16 protein-coding genes and 1 pseudogene are annotated in these 20,900 nt (G+C 58.7%); 6 read left to right on the plus strand and 11 right to left on the minus strand.

Features of this window, described 5'->3' with window-relative positions; genetic code table 11:
- Window positions 1–6: 6 nt before the first annotated feature.
- Together rpmI and infC are read right to left on the minus strand one after the other, a co-directional pair.
- Window positions 7–201, minus strand: a complete 195-nt coding sequence (rpmI, locus tag Y017_RS12905) for a 50S ribosomal protein L35 (protein ID WP_007149690.1) — start codon at window positions 199–201, stop codon at window positions 7–9.
- Window positions 202–239: 38 nt separating this feature from the next.
- On the minus strand, window positions 240–785 hold the full coding sequence (infC, locus tag Y017_RS12910; protein ID WP_035461397.1) for a translation initiation factor IF-3: 546 nt from the start codon (window positions 783–785) through the stop codon (window positions 240–242).
- A 343-nt stretch (window positions 786–1,128) separates the two neighbouring features.
- On the opposite strand from infC, the gene Y017_RS12915 reads away from it, so the two are divergent.
- The 3 genes from Y017_RS12915 to Y017_RS12925 are packed head-to-tail and all read left to right on the plus strand — an operon-like array spanning window position 1,129 to window position 4,059.
- Window positions 1,129–1,575 carry a MarR family winged helix-turn-helix transcriptional regulator gene (locus tag Y017_RS12915; RefSeq protein ID WP_035461294.1) on the plus strand — a complete coding sequence of 149 codons (447 nt, stop codon included), beginning with the start codon at window positions 1,129–1,131 and terminating at the stop codon, window positions 1,573–1,575.
- 55 nt (window positions 1,576–1,630) lie between these two features.
- Window positions 1,631–2,866, plus strand: coding sequence for an FAD-dependent oxidoreductase (locus Y017_RS12920; RefSeq protein WP_035461296.1), 1,236 nt, complete (start codon window positions 1,631–1,633; stop codon window positions 2,864–2,866).
- Window positions 2,863–4,059, plus strand: coding sequence for an MFS transporter (locus Y017_RS12925; protein ID WP_155849270.1), 1,197 nt, complete (start codon window positions 2,863–2,865; stop codon window positions 4,057–4,059). The genes Y017_RS12920 and Y017_RS12925 overlap by 4 nt, the downstream gene beginning before the upstream one ends.
- A 285-nt stretch (window positions 4,060–4,344) precedes the next feature.
- On the opposite strand, the gene Y017_RS12930 is transcribed toward Y017_RS12925, so the two are convergent.
- The 5 genes from Y017_RS12930 to Y017_RS15595 form a co-directional block, all read right to left on the minus strand.
- A complete protein-coding gene (locus tag Y017_RS12930; RefSeq protein ID WP_035461300.1) occupies window positions 4,345–5,796 on the minus strand; it encodes a catalase in 1,452 nt (483 codons plus the stop codon).
- Between the two features lie 637 nt (window positions 5,797–6,433).
- Complete coding sequence (locus Y017_RS12935; RefSeq protein WP_011589126.1) at window positions 6,434–7,555, minus strand: ABC transporter permease; 1,122 nt, start codon at window positions 7,553–7,555, stop codon at window positions 6,434–6,436.
- 3 nt (window positions 7,556–7,558) lie between these two features.
- The gene (rbbA, locus tag Y017_RS12940; protein ID WP_035461301.1) at window positions 7,559–10,342 is read right to left on the minus strand and encodes a ribosome-associated ATPase/putative transporter RbbA; all 2,784 of its coding nucleotides are present in this window, start codon (window positions 10,340–10,342) and stop codon (window positions 7,559–7,561) included.
- Complete coding sequence (locus Y017_RS12945; RefSeq protein ID WP_011589128.1) at window positions 10,339–11,445, minus strand: HlyD family secretion protein; 1,107 nt, start codon at window positions 11,443–11,445, stop codon at window positions 10,339–10,341. Before Y017_RS12945 ends, rbbA begins: the two co-directional genes overlap by 4 nt.
- 637 nt (window positions 11,446–12,082) lie before the next feature.
- A complete protein-coding gene (locus Y017_RS15595) occupies window positions 12,083–12,268 on the minus strand; it encodes a DUF6880 family protein (protein WP_369751981.1) in 186 nt (61 codons plus the stop codon).
- Between Y017_RS15595 and trkA the strand changes: the two are divergent.
- The 3 genes and pseudogenes from trkA to Y017_RS12960 form a co-directional block, all read left to right on the plus strand.
- Window positions 12,198–13,403, plus strand: a pseudogene (trkA, locus tag Y017_RS12950) (Trk system potassium transporter TrkA); the annotation flags it as partial. The gene Y017_RS15595 and the pseudogene trkA sit on opposite strands and share 71 nt — an antisense overlap.
- A gap of 33 nt (window positions 13,404–13,436) precedes the next feature.
- Window positions 13,437–14,438: a potassium transporter TrkG gene (locus Y017_RS12955; protein WP_197017569.1), complete on the plus strand. Its 1,002-nt coding sequence runs from the start codon at window positions 13,437–13,439 to the stop codon at window positions 14,436–14,438.
- Window positions 14,439–14,440: 2 nt separating this feature from the next.
- The gene (locus Y017_RS12960; protein WP_231483520.1) at window positions 14,441–14,938 is read left to right on the plus strand and encodes an FAD:protein FMN transferase; all 498 of its coding nucleotides are present in this window, start codon (window positions 14,441–14,443) and stop codon (window positions 14,936–14,938) included.
- A 22-nt stretch (window positions 14,939–14,960) separates the two neighbouring features.
- Here Y017_RS12960 and Y017_RS12965 read toward each other — a convergent pair whose 3' ends face one another.
- The 4 genes from Y017_RS12965 to Y017_RS12980 are packed head-to-tail and all read right to left on the minus strand — an operon-like array spanning window position 14,961 to window position 20,774.
- A complete protein-coding gene (locus tag Y017_RS12965) occupies window positions 14,961–15,257 on the minus strand; it encodes a DUF3240 family protein (RefSeq protein ID WP_035461303.1) in 297 nt (98 codons plus the stop codon).
- Window positions 15,257–18,370 (minus strand): efflux RND transporter permease subunit, encoded by a 3,114-nt coding sequence (locus Y017_RS12970; protein ID WP_035461305.1) that lies wholly within the window; start codon window positions 18,368–18,370, stop codon window positions 15,257–15,259. Before Y017_RS12970 ends, Y017_RS12965 begins: the two co-directional genes overlap by 1 nt.
- Window positions 18,370–19,497: an efflux RND transporter periplasmic adaptor subunit gene (locus tag Y017_RS12975; RefSeq protein ID WP_035461307.1), complete on the minus strand. Its 1,128-nt coding sequence runs from the start codon at window positions 19,495–19,497 to the stop codon at window positions 18,370–18,372. Before Y017_RS12975 ends, Y017_RS12970 begins: the two co-directional genes overlap by 1 nt.
- Window positions 19,494–20,774 (minus strand): TolC family protein, encoded by a 1,281-nt coding sequence (locus tag Y017_RS12980; RefSeq protein WP_035461309.1) that lies wholly within the window; start codon window positions 20,772–20,774, stop codon window positions 19,494–19,496. The genes Y017_RS12975 and Y017_RS12980 overlap by 4 nt, the downstream gene beginning before the upstream one ends.
- Window positions 20,775–20,900: the final 126 nt, after the last annotated feature.

The raw sequence follows: 20,900 nt of genomic DNA on the forward strand, positions 1-20,900 counted from the left end.
TAAAAGTTATGCGTAGGGCATCATGCGTTTAACAAGAGCCACATCATTCTCGTGGACTTCCTGCTTCGGACGCAGTTTACGAATAGTCTTGGAAGACTTTTTGGTCAGAATGTGGTTTTTGAATGCCTGCTTGCGCTTGAAACCGGAGGCGGTTTTTTTGAAACGCTTGGCAGCCCCACGGTTTGTCTTGATTTTAGGCATGGTACCTTCTCAAGTTGATGAATTAATTAAACAGTCCGTTAGGACTGCTTCTTCTTTTTGCCCGGGCCGAGCACCATGATCATCTGGCGCCCTTCCATGTTCGGACGTTGCTCAACAGAACCGTATTCTTCCAAGTCCTTCTCGATACGAGCAAGAAGTTCCCGGCCCAGTTCCTGGTGAGCCATCTCACGACCGCGAAAGCGGACGGTGATTTTTGCTTTGTCGCCGGCCTCAAGGAAACGAATGAGGTTACGCAGTTTCACATCGTAGTCACCGATATCGGTGCCGGGACGGAATTTGATTTCCTTGACCTGAGTCTGACGCTGCTTTTTGCGCCCCTCTTTGGCCTTTTGTTTAGCCTCGAACAGATGTTTGCCGTAATCCATAATTCGGCAAACCGGTGGTTCTGCACCAGGGGAGATTTCCACCAGATCCAGCTGTTTAGAAGTGGCCTTTTCCAAGGCGTCCTGCAGGCTGACGATACCGACCTGCTCACCATCCACATCAATCAACCGAACTTCGGTTGCCTGGATTTGCTGATTTGTATTGGCGCGCTGCTCGCGGCCTTTGCCTCCACGCTTAATGTCGTGAACCTCCAATCTGTTGTCGAAAACGAGGCGAGTAGCCTCACCGCCTCAGTAAATAGGCGCGCATTGTATGCCACCACAACGGGCACAACAACCCCGACCCTTACTCTGGCCGACGTACGCAACTAGCTGAAACGGAATGAGTTCTACCTGAAAGCCTAATCGAAGCACGGCCTACCCTCTTGAAGACTGGCCCCAACTCCCAGGAAGGATGGGTATTTTAAGCAAATCCGGTTACTTTTCAAGCATCACATCCATATTTACTTACGCGTGATGTTGCACTGTGCCGATTCCATTAATATAGTTGCCAGTAACAACATAAACGTTTAGACAATTATCTATGTCCTCCAGTACAGATCGTGCCGAACAGCTGTATGAAGCCGTCAATCAGTTGATACGGGTTCACCAGTTCCGCGATCGCGATTACATTTGTTCCCACGACGTATCCGTGGCTCAGTGCTATGCGCTCGAAACCCTAGTAAAGCGTGGCCCTTTACGGCTGCAGGCCCTGGCTTCGGAGATGTATCTGGACAAAAGCACGACCAGCAGAGTCGTCGACTCCCTGTTGCGCAAGGCATATGTGCTGAAAACCCCGGATCCGTCAGATCAACGCGCGGTGCAACTTTCGCTGACGCCTGAGGGCAAAAAACTGTATCAGACGATCCGCCAGGATTTGGTGGCTGAAGAAGCCTCAATGATAAAGAACCTGCCCCCGGAAGTGGTCGATGGCGCCCTGACCTTGATCCGCCAGCTGACCGCTGCGGCCCGCGCTCGCCTAGGCTCATAGCGGCATTTTTTAACCATTTTGTTGTTAGTACCAACAGATTAAGAAGGATGACAGTATGCACAAAACACTCGCCACTCTCCCGGTCGCCGTTATCGGCGCAGGCCCGATTGGCCTCAGCGCCGCCGTTCATCTGCTTAATCGCGGCTACACACCCATCATCTTTGAGGCGGGCACGCAGGCCGGCGCCCATCTTGCTCGCTGGGGACATGTCCGCATGTTTTCACCCTGGTCGTACAACATCGACCCTGCCGCCGTTGAGCTGCTGAACCAAGGTAACTGGACGGAACCCTCGCTAGCGAAGTTTCCCACCGGGAAAGAGCTCCTAGAGCATTATGTATTGCCGCTAGCCAACCACCCCAAAATCGCCTCGCACCTGCACCTTAACAACCGGGTTCTCCATGTGAGTCGATGCAACCATGATGTATTACGCACAAAAGGACGGGACGACACCCCTTTTGTGCTCCGCATTGCAGGACCTGATGGAGAGCACGACGTCACCGCTCAAGCGGTAATCGACGCCTCAGGCACCTACCAAACGCCCAACTGGCTTGGCGCCCATGGCATTCCTGCATTAGGAGAAAATGCTGCGTCCAACGCCATTCGCTACGGCGTTCCTGATGTCCTTGGCGTTGACCGTGCACACTACACCGACAAATCGGTACTTGTGGTTGGCGGCGGTCACTCGGCTTTTAATGCCTTACAAGACCTGGTTCGACTTTCAGAACAAAGCGCCGGCATGCAAGTGCATTGGGCTGTTCGCAGCGAACCCGTCACTAACGTAGTTCGCTCGCCTGCTAATGATGAACTCCAAGAGCGCAGAGCATTGGAGGTGCATATACAAGCGTTACTCGAGCAAGACCGAATACACGTTCATACCGGCATTGAGGTCGACACCATTAGCCAAGACGGGAACCGCCTTATCGTACACAGTAATGGCAAGTCACTTCCTCCTGTTGACCGCATCATTGCGGCAACCGGCTTCCGTCCTGACCTCAGTGTGTTATCCGAGCTTCGCACCACCATCGATCCGGCCACACAAAGCCCCACCAGGCTAGCGCCTTTGATCGACCCAAACATGCACAGCTGTGGCTCCGTACCTGAGCATGGCGCAGCCGAACTGTCTCACCCTGAATCGAATCTCTATATCGTTGGCATAAAAAGCTACGGTCGGGCTCCCACTTTTTTGCTTCGCACCGGTTATAAGCAGGTTTTATCGGTGATCTCCGCGCTGCACAGCGAAGAGGAGCCAACTCCAGTTCAACCCTGCGCGGCACCCACGTGCCCGGGATGAATGTGCAGCCCGCTAAATATGGCTTTGTTGCCGCTTTGGGCCTTGCGCAACTGGTATCTTGGGGCGTGCTGTATTACAGCTTCCCCTTGATAGCAGAGGCGATGATTAACGACACAGGAATAAGCCGCAGTTCGATTTACGGTGCGGCCACTGCCGGCTTACTTCTCGCGGCAGCCATGGCTTATCCGGTTGGCACCCTGGTCGATCGTGGGCATGGCCGCAAGATTATGGTGGGGGCAACCTTCGCCGCATCACTAACCACGCTATTATGGTCCTATGCCGCAACGGCGCCCGCCTTTTATGCAGCCATCATTACGCTGGCTGGGCTTCAAGCCACATTGTTGTATGAGCCCGCTTTTGCTGTGGTGGTTCGTCAATTGAACATTCAGCAGGCGCGCTCAGCCATTACCGCGATAACCCTTTGGGCAGGCTTTTCCAGCACCCTGTTCGTACCCTTAGTGCAGTCCATGCTGGATGCATTAGGCTGGCGCGGCACCTTGCTGTCTCTTGCCGCCATTAACCTGGCCATCGCCGCACCACTTTATTACTGGGCCATTCCGCCAGCCACAACAACACGCAACGTCACACCACCCAAAACCGTCGCCGCAAATCAACCGTCCCTTTCCCCCATCTTGCGGCAGCCAACATTTTATCTTTTAAGCGCATCATTCTGTGCTTACATGGCCCTGTTTTCAGGTTTCACGTATCACCTCTACCCCCTGCTGGTCGCGCTCTCTGATGACACCCAATCCGTGGTCCTGGCCATAGCGCTCATTGGTCCTGCCCAAGTCGGTGCAAGGGTACTGATACTACTTTTCAAAAAGATCACGATAAGACAATTGGGCCTGCTCACCGGTATCACCTTCCCCGTTGCCATTGTGCTGCTCAAAGCTCCGCCCAGCACACTAACGCTGGTTGCGCTGTGTCTACTCTACGGTGGCGCCAATGGCATCTTCACCATCGTTCGCGCAATGGCCGTTCCCGAGCTACTGTCCCGCCACCATTACGGGAGAATTAACGGCATCATGCTGATTCCCATGTCGCTGGCACGGGCCGTTGCACCTTGGGCAATTGCAGGCTACTGGACACATACGGGGAGCGCACAAGGAGCTATCAATTTGATACTCGGATTGGCACTGCTAGTGCCGGTGTTATTTGGCTTGGCGATCAACACCCGCCGTCGGAACTGTTAGCTATAAACCGTAACAAACCAACAGAAATGTAGAGAGAAGGAAGAGCTCTATCTGCCCTTTAGCAATTGGGCGCTAGACCGAACCTTCAGTGATTCGGCGCCGAGCATAAACGCCAACGATAACCTGTGTATTTCTTTGGATTAGGGCCAATCAGTAACTGAACGCCTTGTAGCACCTGAGACAACCATTGACGGCTGCCTCAGGCTGACGAAAGGCCTGCTAGCGGGGGTTTAAAACGTCTTCGCAGAAACCTAAACGTCGACCACCCTGCGGTTCATGCAGCCACTAGCCTTTAAGACCTTTGGCAATACGATCACCCAGCGTTTTATCAACATTGCACCAATACTCAATCGCGCGTTGCAGAACCCTCTCGGATACACCCGCAGACAGGTGACCAACAATGTTATCTACAAGGCGATCACGCTCTTCGTCGTTAAGTACCTCGCGTACTAAGGCTCCCGCCTGACCGAAGTCATCGTCGTCTTTGCGCAACGTGTACGCTTGGCGAACCATGTCGCCATCGGCATACCACTGCGTACCATCCTGGCCCCGTTGCGGATCAGCTTCTGGCCCACCGTAGGAGTTCGGCGCATAAACCGGATCGGAAACATTTTCGGTACGCCCCACTCCGTCCTTGCTGTAGCTGTTCACCGGACACTTTGGCTTGTTGACAGGAATCTGCTTGTAGTTCACCCCCAGCCGGTGACGGTGAGCGTCCGCGTATGAGAAGCCACGAGCTAGCAACATTTTGTCGGGGGACAAACCGATGCCGGACACGAGGTTATTAGGTTCAAATGCGGCTTGCTCCACCTCGGTGTGAAAATCAGTCGGGTTGCGGTTCAACGTCAGTTTGCCGACTTCCATTAAGGGGTAGTCACTGTGCCGCCACACCTTAGTCAAATCGAAAGGGTTTAACCGATAGGTCTTGGCATCCTCAAACGGCATGATCTGCATGTGCAGAGTCCAGCTTGGGTAATCGCCGTTTTTGATGGAGTCAAACAGATCACGGCGGTGATAGTCGCCATCTTTACCGGCCATACTGTCAGCTTCATCTTGGGTCATGCATTCAATACCCTGATCGGTCTTGAAGTGGTATTTAACCCAAAACTTCTCATCCTTGGCGTTGATCCACATATAGGTATGACTGGAATAGCCATTCATGTGACGCCACGTCTTGGGTATACCGCGATCGCCCATCAACCAAGTCACCTGGTGCGCCGACTCAGGCGAAAGCGTCCAGAAATCCCATTGCATATCGTGGTCGCGTAGGCCGTTGTCGGCGCGACGTTTCTGCGAGCGGATAAAGTGCTGAAATTTCATTGGGTCCCGCACGAAGAAAACCGGCGTGTTATTACCCACCATGTCATAGTTGCCTTCACTGGTGTAAAACTTCAGCGAAAAGCCTCGTGGGTCACGCCAAGTATCTGGGCTGCCGCGCTCACCGGCTACCGTAGAAAATCGAATCAGAGTGTCCGTCTTGGTGCCGGGCTGAAATACTGCAGCTTTAGTGTATGCACTTACATCCTTGGTCACCTCGAAGTGGCCAAAGGCACCGCCGCCCTTCGCATGGGGTTGGCGCTCTACGATACGCTCGCGATTGAAATTCGCCATTTGCTCAATCAAATAGTGATCGTGAAGGACAATCGGCCCGTCCGCTCCTATTGTGAGGGAGTGTTCATCACTGGCTACTGGGATGCCACCATCTGTTGTGGTGGGTTTCGCTGGTTTATCGCTCATGTGTTACTCCTGTATCGCTCATAGACCCCCAATGAACATTAAGAGTCTATCGCTGAGTAGTAATATTACGGCACGTATTTCGGTATCGCACAGAGTGCGAGACCCATGAAAACACCATGATTAGAACATGCTTAAAAATTGTTCGCCCCCTTAACCGTGTACTGCAACAAAAACGATCCTAAAGGTCGATCCAAGTAGTACTCCCAAAACAACAACAACGCATTAAACCAATGGCCAGTTTTACTCGCTTTTACGAAACGTAATCGGCGGCCAAACAGAGACAAAAAAGCCCATGAGAACATGGGCCTTTCTGTAAAATAATTCACCACAAACAATTGAACCAGAAAGAGGAACTGGGCGACGGCGCATCATCCAAGCGCACTTTCCCAACTCATCCAATTCGTTTCGAGGCTTGAATTCGAGAAGCAAGCATTCAGGTATTAGCGTAATACTCTAAGCCACACCCTAAAGTCGCACGTTCTACCAGGTCAAGGTAACGCCGAACGCGCCGGCTCGTTCTTACGTTGGCTATTCCAGCCACGCGGCTCCTAAGAACCTGACATTTAGTGAATAATTTTCTGGGCCTGTTCGGCCAGCGAGGGCGTCCAGACCTTTTGTCCCTGTCTTTTTTGTATGCTCAAGCCATGGTGCTGATGGTGCGACGGAACCGGGCGAGCGCGAAGCCGAACAAGGCCGACCCGATCACGGCGATGGCGAGGAACTGCGGCCAGACCGCCGTGAAGCCCGCGCCGCGGTACAGAATCGCCTGGGCCAGCATCACGAAATGGGTATTGGGCGCGGCGAGCATGATGTACTGGACAGCCTCCGGCATGCTCTCGCGCGGTGTCGAGCCACCGGAGAGCATTTGCAACGGCAGCAGCACCAGCATGAGCAGCAGGGCGAACTGCGGCATGGAGCGGGCGACGGTGCCGAGGAAGATGCCCATCGAGGTGGTTGCGAAAAGATGCAGCGCCGCCCCGGCCAGAAATAGCGTAAGCGAGCCTTCGATCGGCACAGACAGCCAGCCCTGCACGACGACGGTAAGCGCGAAGGCGGTGGCGGCAAGGACCACCAGCCCCATCGCCCACACCTTGCTCGTCATAATCTCGAAAGGGGTGACCGGCATGACCAACAGATGCTCGACCGTGCCATGCTCGCGCTCGCGGATCAACGCCGCGCCCGTGAGGACGATGGAGAGCATGGTCACGTTGTTGATGACCTGCATGATGGCGCCAAACCACGACTTGTTGAGCTGGGGATTGAAGCGCGCCCGCAGCGCCAGATCGACCGGTAACTCCGGAACCTCGCGGTAGCGCTGCGCGAAGGCCCGCACCTCGTCGCTCACAATGCTATGAATATAGCCACTGCCGTTGAAAGCCTGGCTCATGCGCGTGGCATCGACGTTGAGTTGGATCGTTGGCCTGCGCCCCGCCAGCAGGTCGCGCTGGAAGTCGGGAGGGATGTCGAGGGCAAAGGTGTCGATGCCGGCATCCATGCGGGCATCCATCTCGGCCTGGTCGATCACGTCGGGTGGAACAAAGTACGGCGGGTAAAAGGCGCTGACGATGCGCCATGACACTGGAGAGCGATCCTCATTCACAATCGCGATCGGGGCCTTGTTGAAGGTCTCCGGCATGGCCGTGGCCGCCGTGTAGACCGAAATGGTGAAAGCGTAGACGATAAGCACAAGCATGATCGGGTCGCGGACGAGGCTGCGCAACTCTTTGACCCCAAGGTGGAGAATATTGGCAAGGCGCATGGGCTACCGCTCCTGTTTCTTGAGCAGCGCGGCGGACAGCACGGTCAGGACCGGCACGGCCAGCGCCAACGGAATGAAAGCGGCATGCAAATCGGAGAAATTGAGGGCCTTCGAGAAGGTGCCGCGCGCAATCGTCAAGAAATGCGTGGTCGGATAGACCTCGCCAATCAGCCGGCCCATTCCTTCCAAGGACGACACCGGATCGATCATGCCCGAGAAGTTCGCTGCAGGCAGGATAGTGAGCACCGCCGTGCCGAAGATCGCCGCGATCTGGCTGCGCATGAAGGTAGAGATAAGGAGCCCCAAGGCCGTCGCGGTGCCGACATAGAGCAACGCACCCACTGCCAACGTCAGGAAGCTACCTTTCAGCGGCACGCCGAAGATGCTCACCGCGAGCAGCGTGAGCAGCAGGAAGCTCAAGAAGGACAGCACAACATAGGGCAACTGCTTGCCGAGCAGGAATTCAAGCCGCGTCGTCGGCGTGACATAGAAGTTGGTGATGGAGCCGAGCTCCTTTTCCCGCACCACACTGAGCGCCGCGAGCATGGCCGGGATCAGCATAAGCAGCAGCGGGATCACCGCCGGCACCATCGCCACCAGGCTCTTGACGTCCGGGTTATAGCGAAACCGAGTCTCGATATTAACAAGTCCCGCCAAAGCCTCGCCGTAGCCGGCCTCACGCGCCTTGGTCGCCAGCCAGTGGGCATGAATCCCCTGCACATAGCCGCGAACGGTCTCTCCCCGTGCCGGCATGGCGCCGTCAATCCAAGCGCCGATTTCGACCCGCCGGCCCCGGGCGATGTCACGCGCGAAACCCGGCGGGATCTCGACCGCCAGACTAAGGTCGCCTTCGCGCATCCGCCGGTCGAGATCGGCATCATCGGTAATCGGCGCCCGCTCGACGAAGTACCGGGAGCCGGCGAGGTTAAGCGTATAATCGCGGCTGACGGTGGTCTGGTCGCGGTCCAGTACCGCGAAGGTGAGGTCCTCAACATCAAGGCTGATCCCATAGCCCATCACGAACATCAGGATGACGCTACCGACCAGCGCCAACGTTAGCCGGATGGGATCGCGGCGCAACTCCAGCCCTTCGCGCCACGCATAGCTGAGCATGCGCCGGGGGTCAAACCGGCGTCGCCAGCCCTGTAGTTCAACATGGCCTGCTGACGCATCAACCAAACCGAGCGAAGCTATCCCTTCTGGTTGTCTCTCGGCCTCCTGCAACGCCTCCTCCAGATGCCCCACGAACGCCTCTTCCAGAGTCTCCACGCCCCGCTGGCTGATCAGAGCAGCAGGCGTATCGGTCACCAGCACCCGGCCGGCGTGCATCAGCGAAATGCGGTCGCAACGCTCGGCCTCATTCATGAAATGAGTGGAGATGAAGATAGTCACCCCATCCCGACGCGACAGCTCAGCCAGCATGCGCCAGAAAGCGTCACGTGCAACCGGGTCGACACCCGAGGTGGGCTCGTCGAGGATCAGCATCTCGGGCTTGTGGATCATGGCCACCGCCAGCGACAGGCGCTGTCGGAGCCCGAGGGGCAGTCGGCCCGGCAAACTGTCCACCACGGTGACCAGATCAAAGCGCTCGATCATCTCCTCCACACGCTGCGGAATCTCGGCGGCGGACACCTGGAACAACCGGGCGTGCAGTTCCAGGTTCTGCCGCACCGTCAGTTCGGTGTAGAGCGAAAAAAACTGTGACATATAGCCTACGCGACGACGGGTGGCGAGGTCGTGCGGGTCCACCTCCTGCCCGAACAGCCAGGCGCGGCCTTCACTCGGCGGCAGCAGGCCGGTCAACATCTTCATGGTGGTGGTCTTGCCGCAGCCGTTAGAGCCAAGGAAACCGAAGATCTCGCCCCTTGGGACTCGCAGGTTCACACGGTCTACGGCAGTGAAATCGCCGAAACGCATGGTTAGATCCTGCGCCTCGATCGCGGTATCGACAGCCTCTTCCGACCGCGGTGGAATCTCGACCGCCCGATAATCCCGGCGCTTGTCTTCCGGCAGCAGCCGGATGAAGGCCGCTTCCAGCGAATCCATTCCTGTACGCTGCAATAAACCTTCGGGGCTGTCACAAGCCAGCACCCGCCCACCGTCCATCGCCGCCAACCAATCAAAGCGTGCCGCCTCCTCAATATAGGCCGTGGCCACCAGCACGCTCATACCGGCTCGGGAAGAACGGATCTCGGAGATCAATTCCCAGAACTGGCGTCGTGACAGAGGATCCACCCCAGTGGTCGGCTCGTCGAGGATCAGGAGGTCCGGATCATGGATCAGCGCGCAGCAGAGTCCGAGCTTCTGCTTCATCCCGCCGGATAGCTTGCCCGCCGCCCGATCGAGAAACGGCTTGAGTCCGGTGGCCTCGGTCAGCGCTTCGATGCGACGCGCCCGTTCGCCGCCGTCGTGCCCGAACAGGCGTCCGAAGAAGTCGAGGTTCTCGCGCACAGACAACGTCGGATAAAGGTTCCGCCCGAGCCCCTGCGGCATATACGCAACGCGCGGACCAACGCTACGGCGGTGGCGCGCATTGGCCATATCGCCGCCGAGTACCTCGACCTCTCCCTCCTGAATCACGCGGGCACCCGCGATCAGCGCCAGCAGACTCGATTTGCCGACCCCGTCCGGGCCAATCAGCCCGGCCATACAGCCGGCCGGGATCTCAAGGCTAACGGAATCGAGCGCGTGGACCTCCCTGTAGCGCAAGGTCAGGTTCCTCAAGCGGGCGACCGGCATGGCCGCCAACTCGCTGTTATTGGACGTTTGGCTCGTATCCCGTTTCATTGTGGCAGCTTGAGTTGCAGTTCAGGAGGCCAGCTTGCCTGCGGGTCGAGGCGCACATAGACCATGCCGGGGAGGCCGGTCTTGACCTGGTGGAGGTGCTTCCTAAGCAGATCCGGGTCGATCCGCGCCTTGATGCGAAACATTAGCTTCTGGCGTTCTTCTTCCGTCTCCACCATCTTGGGCGTGAATTGTGCGACATCCGCGACGAACGAGATTTGGGCCGGTATCACGTACTGCGGAGCGGCGTCGAGCACGAGCCGCGCTTCGGTTCCCAACGCGACGCGCCCGGCTTGCTCTGTCGGCAGAAAGAAGGTCATGTAGACATCGGCGAGATCAACCATATTCAGCACGACGCCACCCGGAGAGAACACCTCGCCGGGCTGAGCGACGCGGTACTGGACACGACCGTCGCGCGGCGACTTCAGAACGCTGTCATCAAGGTCAGCCTGGATGCGCTGGATGGTGGCCCGCGCCGCTTCCACCGACGCCTGCGCCCCAATAACATCCGACTTGGCTCGTCCTATGGCCGCTTGGGCGGCGGCCGCCTGCGCTTCCGCGGCGCCGACTGCGGCTTTCGCCGCCTGGAAGGCGGCACGATCGTCATCCCGCATGGACAGGGCCGCGGCCCCTTTCAAAGCCAACTCTTCTGTACGGTCAAGGCGCTTCTTCGCAGCATCGAGTTCGGCCTTCCTCTGAGCAATGAACGCCTCGGCCGCTTGCTTCTCGGCTTCTCGCTGGGTCACCTGGCTTTGCGCAGTCTCTATGCCGATAAGCGCGCGCCGCAACTGTGCCTGGGCCTCGCGCAGTTGTGCCTCCAGAACGACCGAATCCATTTTCGCCAGCACCTGCCCGGCGCGGACAAAGTCGCCTTCGTTAGCCAGGATCTCCTTGACCCGGCCCGCAGTCTTGGCCGCGACGTCGATCTCAACGGCCTCGATTCGGCCGTTGCCAGCAGCAAAGCCTTCTGGCAAACCCTTTGGTTGAACAAACCACCACGCCCAAGCGCCTAGGCCGACGACAATCGCGGCGACGACGACCCGAGCAATGTTCACCCTTACGAGCCGCTTCAATGTCAGTTTTTGACCCGAATTTCTGTCCATCATAAAAATTCCTGCTGCTCTTGTGGAACATCGGCGGAACTCGGCATCGATCAGCCAGCACAGATAAGGCAAAGCAACTTGACGCTATACGGGTATAACAGTTTTCAGATTGCTCCAAGAGAAAGTTATTCAAGCCCTCTGTACCATGCCCCCTTGAACCTACCTCTCATGTCTCGATAATACCACCTTGGATACCACGCTCAATCGATGCTTCCCGCTGCCATCATTTGCCAAAGACTGCCAGATATAAAAACAAAAAAGGCCCATGAAAACATGGGCCTTTTTTGTCATTAAATGCCAGTTAGTACCAGCTAGTGCCTAACGAGTGATCATTCCCACTCTATTGTAAACAAGACATTTTTATCTTTTATATTCAATGGCTTATTTTCCTGCTAATTGGTAATACCATGAAAAATACCATGCTCAGAAAAGGCTTAACAATATTTTGAAAAATTGCCTACTGAGCGCTGCCGCACAGCTCCATAGGCCGCTTTCCTGGCTTTGCTTCCAGATGTATGCTCTTCTGCTCCTGCAGCTAATGGATCACCGCAAACAGGTTACTCGCCTGGGGATTCCCTTTCGACCCGAGCATCCGTATGAGACTCATGCTCGATTAGCGGGCTTTAATACTACATCAAGTCTACAGGCGTGCCCAAAAACTGCTTTTACGCCCATGCGCTGACTGCAATTGTTGCACGAATGCGTGATGCTCCAGCAGAGGGTCGAACACCTTGATTCGCCCGGCCAGCGCTACGGTTCTGCGGCAGGCCGGTGCCGAAGATGCCGACATGCTCATTGCCGTCACCAACTCGGACGAAACCAACATGGTTGCCTGCCAGGTGGCCTTCTCGCTGTTCAAGACCCCCTCCAAGATCAGTCGCGTGCGGGCCAACGCCTACCTGGCCCGCAAGGAGCTGTTTGGCGAGAACGGCTTCCCGGTGGATGTCCTGATCAGCCCCGAACACCTGGTTACCCAGCACATCACCCGGCTGATCGAATATCCCGGTGCCCTGCAGGTGCTGGAATTCTCCAACGGCCTGGTGCGGCTGGTGGCCATCCGCGCCACCGAGGGTGGTCCGCTGGTGGGCCATGAGCTGTCCTATCTGCGCACCCACATGCCCCGCGTCGACACCCGGGTGGCGGCCATCTTCCGCAAGGATCGGCCCATCATTCCCCAGGGCGACACCGTCATCGAGGATGGTGACGAGGTCTTCTTCATTGCCGGCACCGACCACATCCGCTCGGTGATGAGCGAACTGCAGCCCCTGGAGAAACCCTACAAGCGCGTCTTCATCTGTGGTGGCGGCAACATCGGCCAGCGCCTGGCCCATACCCTGGAGAGTCGCTACCAGGTCAAGCTGCTGGAGCAGGACCGGGACCGCTGCGTGATGCTGTCGGAGAACCTGCGCAAGACCATCGTGCTGGAAGGCAACGCCGCCAACAAGGACATCCTGCTGGAAGAGAACATCGAAAGCACCGATGTATTCTGCGCGGTCACCAACGATGACGAGGCCAACATCATGGCCTCGCTGCTGGCCAAACGCCTTGGTGCCCGCAAGGTGCTCACCCTGATCAACAACCCGGATTACGTGGACCTGATCCAGGGTGGCGAAATCGACGTGGCCATCTCGCCTCAGCAAACCACCATTGGCAGCCTGCTGACCCACGTGCGCAAGGGCGACGTGGTCAATGTGCACGCCCTGCGAAGGGGCGCGGCGGAGGCGATCGAGGCCATCGCCCACGGCGATCATCGTTCCTCACGGGTTGTCGGCAAACGCCTGGACGAGATCAAGCTGCCCCAGGGCACAACCATTGGCGCCATCGTGCGCCACAACGAGGTACTGATCGCCCACGATCACCTGCGGGTGCAGCCGGACGACCACGTGGTGCTGTTCCTGGTGGACAAGACCCGCATCCGCGAGGTGGAAAAGCTGTTCCAGGTGGGGCTGACCTTCTTCTGATGACACATCCACCGCAACCGAAGGGACTGTAGAATGCGCCTGCCGGTGATTGCCAAGGTACTCGGCCTGCTGATGATGCTGTTCAGCCTCACCATGCTGCCGCCCCTGGGCATTTCCCTGCTCTACGACGACGGCCAGTGGCAGCGCTTTGCCAATGGCCTGATGATGGTCATGTTCGGTGGCCTGGTGGTGTGGCTCCCCTTCCGGCGGGTGGCCGGTGACCTGCGGGTGCGGGACGGCTTCCTGATCACCACCCTGTTCTGGGTGGTACTGAGCGTGGCCGGCTCTATTCCCTTTTACCTCAGCAACAACGCCCCCTACACCTATATCGACTCGTTGTTCGAAGCCGTCTCCGGGCTCACCACCACCGGGGCCACCGTCATTACCGGCATCGACTCACTGCCGGAGTCCATGCTCTGGTATCGCCAGCAGCTGCAATGGCTGGGCGGCATGGGGATCATCGTGCTGGCGGTCGCCATCCTGCCCATGCTGGGTATCGGGGGTATGCAGCTGTACCGGGCCGAAGTGCCGGGGCCGGTCAAGGACAACAAGCTCACCCCCCGCATCGGGGAAACCGCCAAGGCCCTGTGGTACATCTACGTGGCGCTCACCGCACTATGCGCCTTTGCCTACTGGGCCGCCGGCATGACCTGGTTCGATGCCATCGGCCACAGCTTCTCCACCGTCGCCATCGGCGGGTTCTCCACCCACGACGCCAGCATCGGGTATTTTGACAGTGCGCTGATCGAAATGATTGCGGTGGTTTTCATGATCATCTCGGGGGCCAATTTCGCACTGCACTTCATGGCCTTTCGCCAACGCAGTCTCAGGGCCTACTGGCAGGATTCGGAGTTCCGTTTCTACTTCAGCATCCTTGCAGTGGTAAGCGTGGTCACCGTACTGGTACTCATTTACACCGCTACCCTGGGGCCCACCAAGGCGATATCGAAGGGCATCTTCGAAGTGGTGTCCATCGCCACCACCACCGGTTTCGGCGCCGCCTGCCCCCCCAATCTGACATCGACGCACTGCTAGACATCGTCGGTTGGGACAAGCTGCACTGGCAATCGCCGATTCTGCGTCTAAAGCCGGGTATGGAGATCGATTTTGGCGGTATCGGCAAGGAGTACGCGGTGGACCGGGCCGCCGCACTGGTGCGGGATATCACTGACACACCGGTGCTGATTAACTTTGGCGGCGATTTGTTTGCCACCGCGCCCCCTGCCGGCCAGCCCCATTGGCTAGTGGGCGTGGAAAGTATCGGTGGACTGCAGTCGGCCATGATTCAGTTGCAGCGCGGCGCCCTGGCAACCAGTGGCGACGCCCGCCGCTTCCTGCTGAAAAACGGCAAGCGCTACCCCCATGTCCTCAACCCCCGCACCGGTTGGCCGGTGTTGGACGCCCCGCGCTCAGTGACGGTGGCGGCCAACACCTGCGTGGAGGCTGGACTGCTGGCCACCCTGGCTATGCTCCATGGCCGGGAGGCGGAGGACTTTCTCGCCGCCCAGCAGGTGTTGCACTGGATTCAGCGCTGAGCAGCCGTCGCACTCAGGGGCACTACAAATGCCCGCTGCCATTGACGTCCTGGTGCCAGTAAAAAGTATCACTGCCCACCTGCTCTCTGAGACCAGCAAGCACCGCCTCCAGCTTGTCGCTGGGCAGAATCAGCTCAAATTGCACCCGCTTCTGGCGTCCGGTCACCTGCTCGGCAATGGACAGCTGGCGGTTTTCGCCGTGACCGTGAACCGGGTAGGAGGTGAAACCGCCGACCGCCTCCAAACTGAGCAGGTAGTCGACCAAGTCATCCTCCAAGCTCGGAGGAATGGTCAGTATCAAACGTTGCTGACTGGACATTAGGCTTGCTCCTCAGCGAGATGGGTTTGGCGAATCAGCGGGCGGTGGAAGCGGCGATAAATAATCGGCAGCAAAAACAAGGTCAGCAGGGTCGAGCTGATCAGTCCCCCGATCACCACGATCGCCAGGGGCTTTTGAATTTCCGACCCCGGACCGCTGGCCAGAAGCAGCGGCACCAAACCCAGCGCACAGGTGGTAGCCGTCATCATTACCGGCCGCAAACGACGCACGGCGCCTTCGGTCACCACGGTGTGGATGTCCAGGCCCTTGGCCCGGAGTTGATTAAAATAGGACATCATCACCACCCCATTCATCACCGCAATGCCCAACAAGGCAATAAAGCCCACCGACGCCGGCACCGACATAAACTCGCCGGTCAGCCACAGCGCCACCACACCGCCGGTCAGGGCAAAGGGGATATTGGACAGAATAATCAGCGTCTGCTTCAGGGAGCCGAAGGTGATAAACAGCAGCAGGGCAATCAACCCCAGGGCCACCGGCACAACCAGACCCAGACGGGCGGCGGCGCGCTGCTGGTTCTCAAACTGCCCGCCCCAGGCCAGCGAATAGCCCTCGGGCATATCGAGCTGCGCGGCGATGGCTTGCTTGGCTTCGTCGACAAAACCCACCAGGTCGCGGCCCGCCACATTGCTGCGCACCACGGCAAAGCGCCGCCCCGACTCCCGGGATACCCCCACCGGGCCGTCGATGCGCTCAATACTGGCCAGCTCGGACAGCGGCACCACCCGGCCATCGTCCAGGGTCATCAGGCTGTTCTGCAATTGCACCACGCCGTCACCGGCGGGTTTGTCGTAGCGCAGTACCAGCGGCACCCGGGCGCTCTGCTCAATGATGTTGCCCAGCGGCAGCCCCTCGATTTCAGCCCGCAGACGGTGTTGCAGGGTATCGGCATTCAAGCCCAGTGCCCCGGCTTTCAGCCGGTCGACATTGACCTGTAAATACTGGGCGCCCTCATTGAGGGTGGCCGTGGTATCCACCGCGCCGTCGACATTGCCGACAATATGGCTAATGCGCTGGGCCAGGTCATTGAGGGTACTGAGGTCGGGACCAAAGACCTTAATGGCGATATCGCCCCGGGAGCCGGTCAGCATTTCCGACACCCGCATATCAATCGGCTGAGTAAAGCCGTAATTGAGCCCCGGGAATTGTTCCAACACCGCCCGCATCTTGTCCTGCAGGGCGGCCTTATCGGCGACCTGCCATTGATCCTGGGGTTTCAGTTGCAGGAACACATCGGTCTCATTCAGGCCCATGGGGTCCATACCGATTTCGTCGGAGCCGCTGCGGGACACAATGCGCTCGATTTCCTCGACGTTGTCCAGCAGGGCTTTTTCCACGCTTTGTACCATGCGGATGCCACTGCTGAGGTTCACCGAGGGAATCGACTCCAACTGCACAATCAAGTCGCCCTCATCCATGGTGGGCATAAACGTTTTACCCACAAAGGGAAACAGCACCGCCATCAATACCAGCAGACCGCCGGCAAAGGTCACCACCACAGCGGGGCGCTGCAGGGCCTTGGCCAACAGGGGCTGATACAGGCTAATCAATTTACGGCTCAACCAGGGCTCTTCGTCCTGGCCGCTTTTCAACAACAAAGACGCGATAACCGGGATCACGGTCAGCGACATTATCAGTGCACCGAACAGGGCGAACACAATCGTCAGCGCCACCGGTACAAACAATTTGCCCTCCAGCCCCTGCAAGGTCATCAGCGGCAGAAACACAATCACGATTATAATTACCCCGGAGGTCACCGGCACCGCCACATCCTTGACCGCCCGAAACAGAATATGTAGCAGCGGCAAGCGGCGGGCGCCCTGCTGGGAGGGGCCGTCGTGACGGGCCAGCAGCGACACCATGTTCTCCACCACCACGATGGCGGAATCCACCAGCATGCCGATGGCGATAACCAGCCCGCCGAGGCTCATCAGGTTGGCGCTCATACCCAGGCGGTCCATCATAAAAAAGGTGAACAAGGCCGACAGCGGCAGAATACTGGCCACCGTCAACGCCGCGCGCACATTGCCCAGAAACAGCCCCAGCACCACCAGCACCAGCAGCACCGCTTCCAGTAGGGCTTCGCCCACCGTACCCACCGCCAGCTCAATCAGCTGGCTGCGGTCGTAAAATACATTGAGGGTGGTGCCCTCCGGCAAGGCGGGCTGAATTTCGGCGATTTTATCCTTCACCCCCTGCACCACATGCCGGGCGTTAGCGCCGCGCAAACCAATGACCAGGCCCTGCACCGCCTCTCCTTTGCCGTCCACGGTTACCGAGCCGTAGCGCTCCAAAGCGCCGAGGCGAATATCCGCCAACTGCCGCAACGCAAAGGTCTCGCCATCGGCATTGCTGACCCGGAGGTCGGCAATCTCTTCCAGCGAATTCAGCGCCCCGGCAACCCGCACCAGGATGGCTTCCTCGCCCTGGTCCAGGCGGCCCGCGCCATCGTTGCGGTTATTGCGCTCCAGGGCTTCAATCAGTTGCTGGGTGCTGACCTTGAGCGTGGCCATATCGCCCCGGCGGGGCGCCACTTCATAGGTTTTGACAAAGCCCCCCAGCGAGTTGACGTCGGCCACGCCGTCCACCGTTCGCAGCGCCGGGCGAATAGTCCAGTCCAACAGGTAACGCCGTTCACTGAGTGACATCTGCTCGTTGTCCACGGTGAACATAAACATATCACCCAGCGGCGTGCTCATCGGCGCCAGACCGCCGCTAATGCCAGCGGGTAGCTGGTCCCAGATATTGTTCATGCGTTCGGCAACTTGTTGCCGGGCCCAGTAAATATCTGTGCCTTCCTCAAAATCCAGCGTAATCGCCGACAGCGCGTATTTGGAAATAGAGCGCAGCATCGACTGCCGGGAGATACCCAACAGCTCCACCTCAATGGGCTGGGTGATCAGGCTCTCCACTTCTTCCGGGGTCATACCCGGCGATTTGATGATAATTTTCACCTGGGTGGGTGAGATATCCGGAAAGGCGTCGATGGCGATATTCATCGCCGCGCGACCGCCCAGGCCGATCAACAACAGCGTTAACAGGCCGATCAGCAGGCGCTGGCTGAGGGAGAATTGAATCAGTCGCGACAACATTATTCACCGCCTCCCAGGCCCAGCAACATGCCTTTCAACTGGGCAGTGCCCTGCACCGCCACTTGCTCACCGGATTGCAAACCCGCGGTGGCCAGGTAGTCCTCGCCCAGTGGCACCAGCGACGGGCGACGCACTTCAAAGCCACCGTCGGCCCGCACATAGACTGAGGCCTCGGCGCCACTGCGGGTAACCGCACTGGCCGGCACCTTCACCCCCGGCGCGGTGCTGGACACAATAAGACTGACCCGTTGACCGGGCAGCAGCGCCACCGGCTGCTGAAAGCGCGCCAGGATTTCCACCCGCTGGGTGTGGGTACTGAGCTGGCGATTTTTGCTGACCAAGGTCAGCGTGGCCCGAGCCTGTTTGTCGCGCAGTTCGGCAATCTGCAATTCCTGCCCCAGGGCCAAACCGTCAGCCAGCGCGGCACTGATAGAGGCGCGCAGCCACAAACCATCGGCGCCGGTCACGGATGCCAGGGGCTGATTGGCGGCCACCGCATCGCCGACGCGAAGATATTCCCGGCTGAGCTCCCCCGCGCGGGTCGCTTTGAGGGGGTAGTCCCCCGGCGCTAATTTGCCGTCCCGCAGTTGTTGCAGGGCCTGCTCGTCAAAGCCCGCCTGCTGCAACTGCCCCCGCCAGGCATCGCGATTGAAGGCCGCCTGCTGAGCGGCGCGCTCGGTTTGTGCCAGCCGCTGTTGGGAGATAATACCGTCGGCAAACAGCTGCCGATCTTTGGCCAACAGGGCCCGCTGGTTGGCCTGGGCAAATACCGCCGCCAACCACTGCTCCTGTACACGAGCCAGCGCCGGACTGTTGACGGTGGCGACCAGATCACCGGCCTCGACGGTGGCACCGCCGGGCTGGTGCCAGCCCACCAGTACGCCGTCGTAGCGGGCCACCAATTGCGAGGGCGACTCCGGCGAGGGAATGATCACTGCGGGTACGTGAATACCCACACCGCTGTCCGCGGCAACCAAAGGCTGACTGACGATACCCAAACGCGCCTGGTCCTCACTGGACAGCGCAATGGTTTCGGCGGCGGCCGAGAGCGGTTGCACCAGACTGGCAGAGAGCATCACGGTGAGAGCAGCCAGGGCCCGCTGGGGGCGCGAGATAAAAAAGGTCATAGGGGTTCTCCAACAGTCTGTCTCAGGGAGGAAATCAATTGGTGACGGCGCAGGGTGAGCAACTGCCACTGCACTTGGCTTTGCCGGTAGTGCTGCAGCGCCAGAATAGTGGGGCGAATATCGGACTCGCCGATGGCAAAGGCCTTCTCTGCCATCTGCCACTGTTGTCGGGCAAGATCCCGGGCCCGGGTGGCAAAATCCAGGGATTCCTCCAGCACATCCAACTGATGCTCCACCTCGTGCAGTTGCTGCTGTAATTGCAGGCGGGCACGTTTGATCTGCACGTCGATATCCGCCAGTGCCACAGCCGCCTCAGAGCTGGACGCATCGCTGTGAGCACTACCGCCAAACGGGATCGACACACTGACGCCAAAACTCTCCAGCTCGGGTTCACTGTCACTGCCCCGCTCCCGTCGCACGCCCAGCGACACGGTGCTGTTGCCCGCCGCCTGGTGGCGCTGCTGGGTCAATTTTTCGGCCTGCTGCTGACGGCGGGTCAGCAGCAGGCGAAGTTGCGGGTGCTGTTGATCTATCTGTCGCCGCTGGGGCGGGGCCTCCGAGAAAGTCTCGGGACGCTGCTGCAAACCGGTCAGGGTCACGTACTGGCGCTCGGCGTCGACCAGCTCCGCCTCCTGCTCCAACAACTGTTGGCGGGCGGTTAACAACAGGGCCTCGCTCTGCATCACCGCCGCCCGGGGAATGGCGCCGGCTTTGAATCGCTTTTGGCTGACGGCCAACAAGCGCTGGGCATCGCTTACCGCGTCCACGGCATGCTGGCGCCGCGCGGCGCTGGCGCTGAGTTGATGGAGCGCGTCCCGCAGCCGCCCCGACACCAACAACTGTTGGTAGGCCTGCCAATCCTGGCTGCCGCTGTTAAAGCTGTCGGCCAGGGCCTGGGCATTACCGCGCTCGCCCCAACGCCACAGGTCCACCTCTACGCCCAATTCAGTTTCCTGCATGCCGGTATTGTCACCAGCCTGATCATCCCAGTAGCTGAGGTTGAGGCGCGGTCGATTGGCGATCAGGCGGCGACTGACCCGTTGCTGGGCTTCGGCCTGCTGCCGATAGGCACTGCCCAGATCCTGTTCCGGTGCCAATTGCAATGCCGCCTGAAAAACCCGATCGATGGACAGGCTCGCATCAACACCCAGATGAGGGTGCTCGCTGTGGGGGTGAGCCACGGTTTCCCGGGCTTCAACATCGGCAGAGTGGGCCGGGCTGGCCACCACAGCGGCCACTATCAAGTACAGTCCGGCAGACGCTAGTAAGGCTTTCACATTGATGTCCGCAGTCAGTGAATGTGCGGCACAGGGTAAAGAGGCGCTTGTCAAAAATATGTCGACAACGTGACGGCGGGGGCAAAATGCGCTTTTGACATCCTTTTGGCGTTTGTCATGCTAGAT

Source organism: Alcanivorax sp. 97CO-5, assembly GCF_000524665.1.
Classification (GTDB): domain Bacteria; phylum Pseudomonadota; class Gammaproteobacteria; order Pseudomonadales; family Alcanivoracaceae; genus Alcanivorax; species Alcanivorax borkumensis.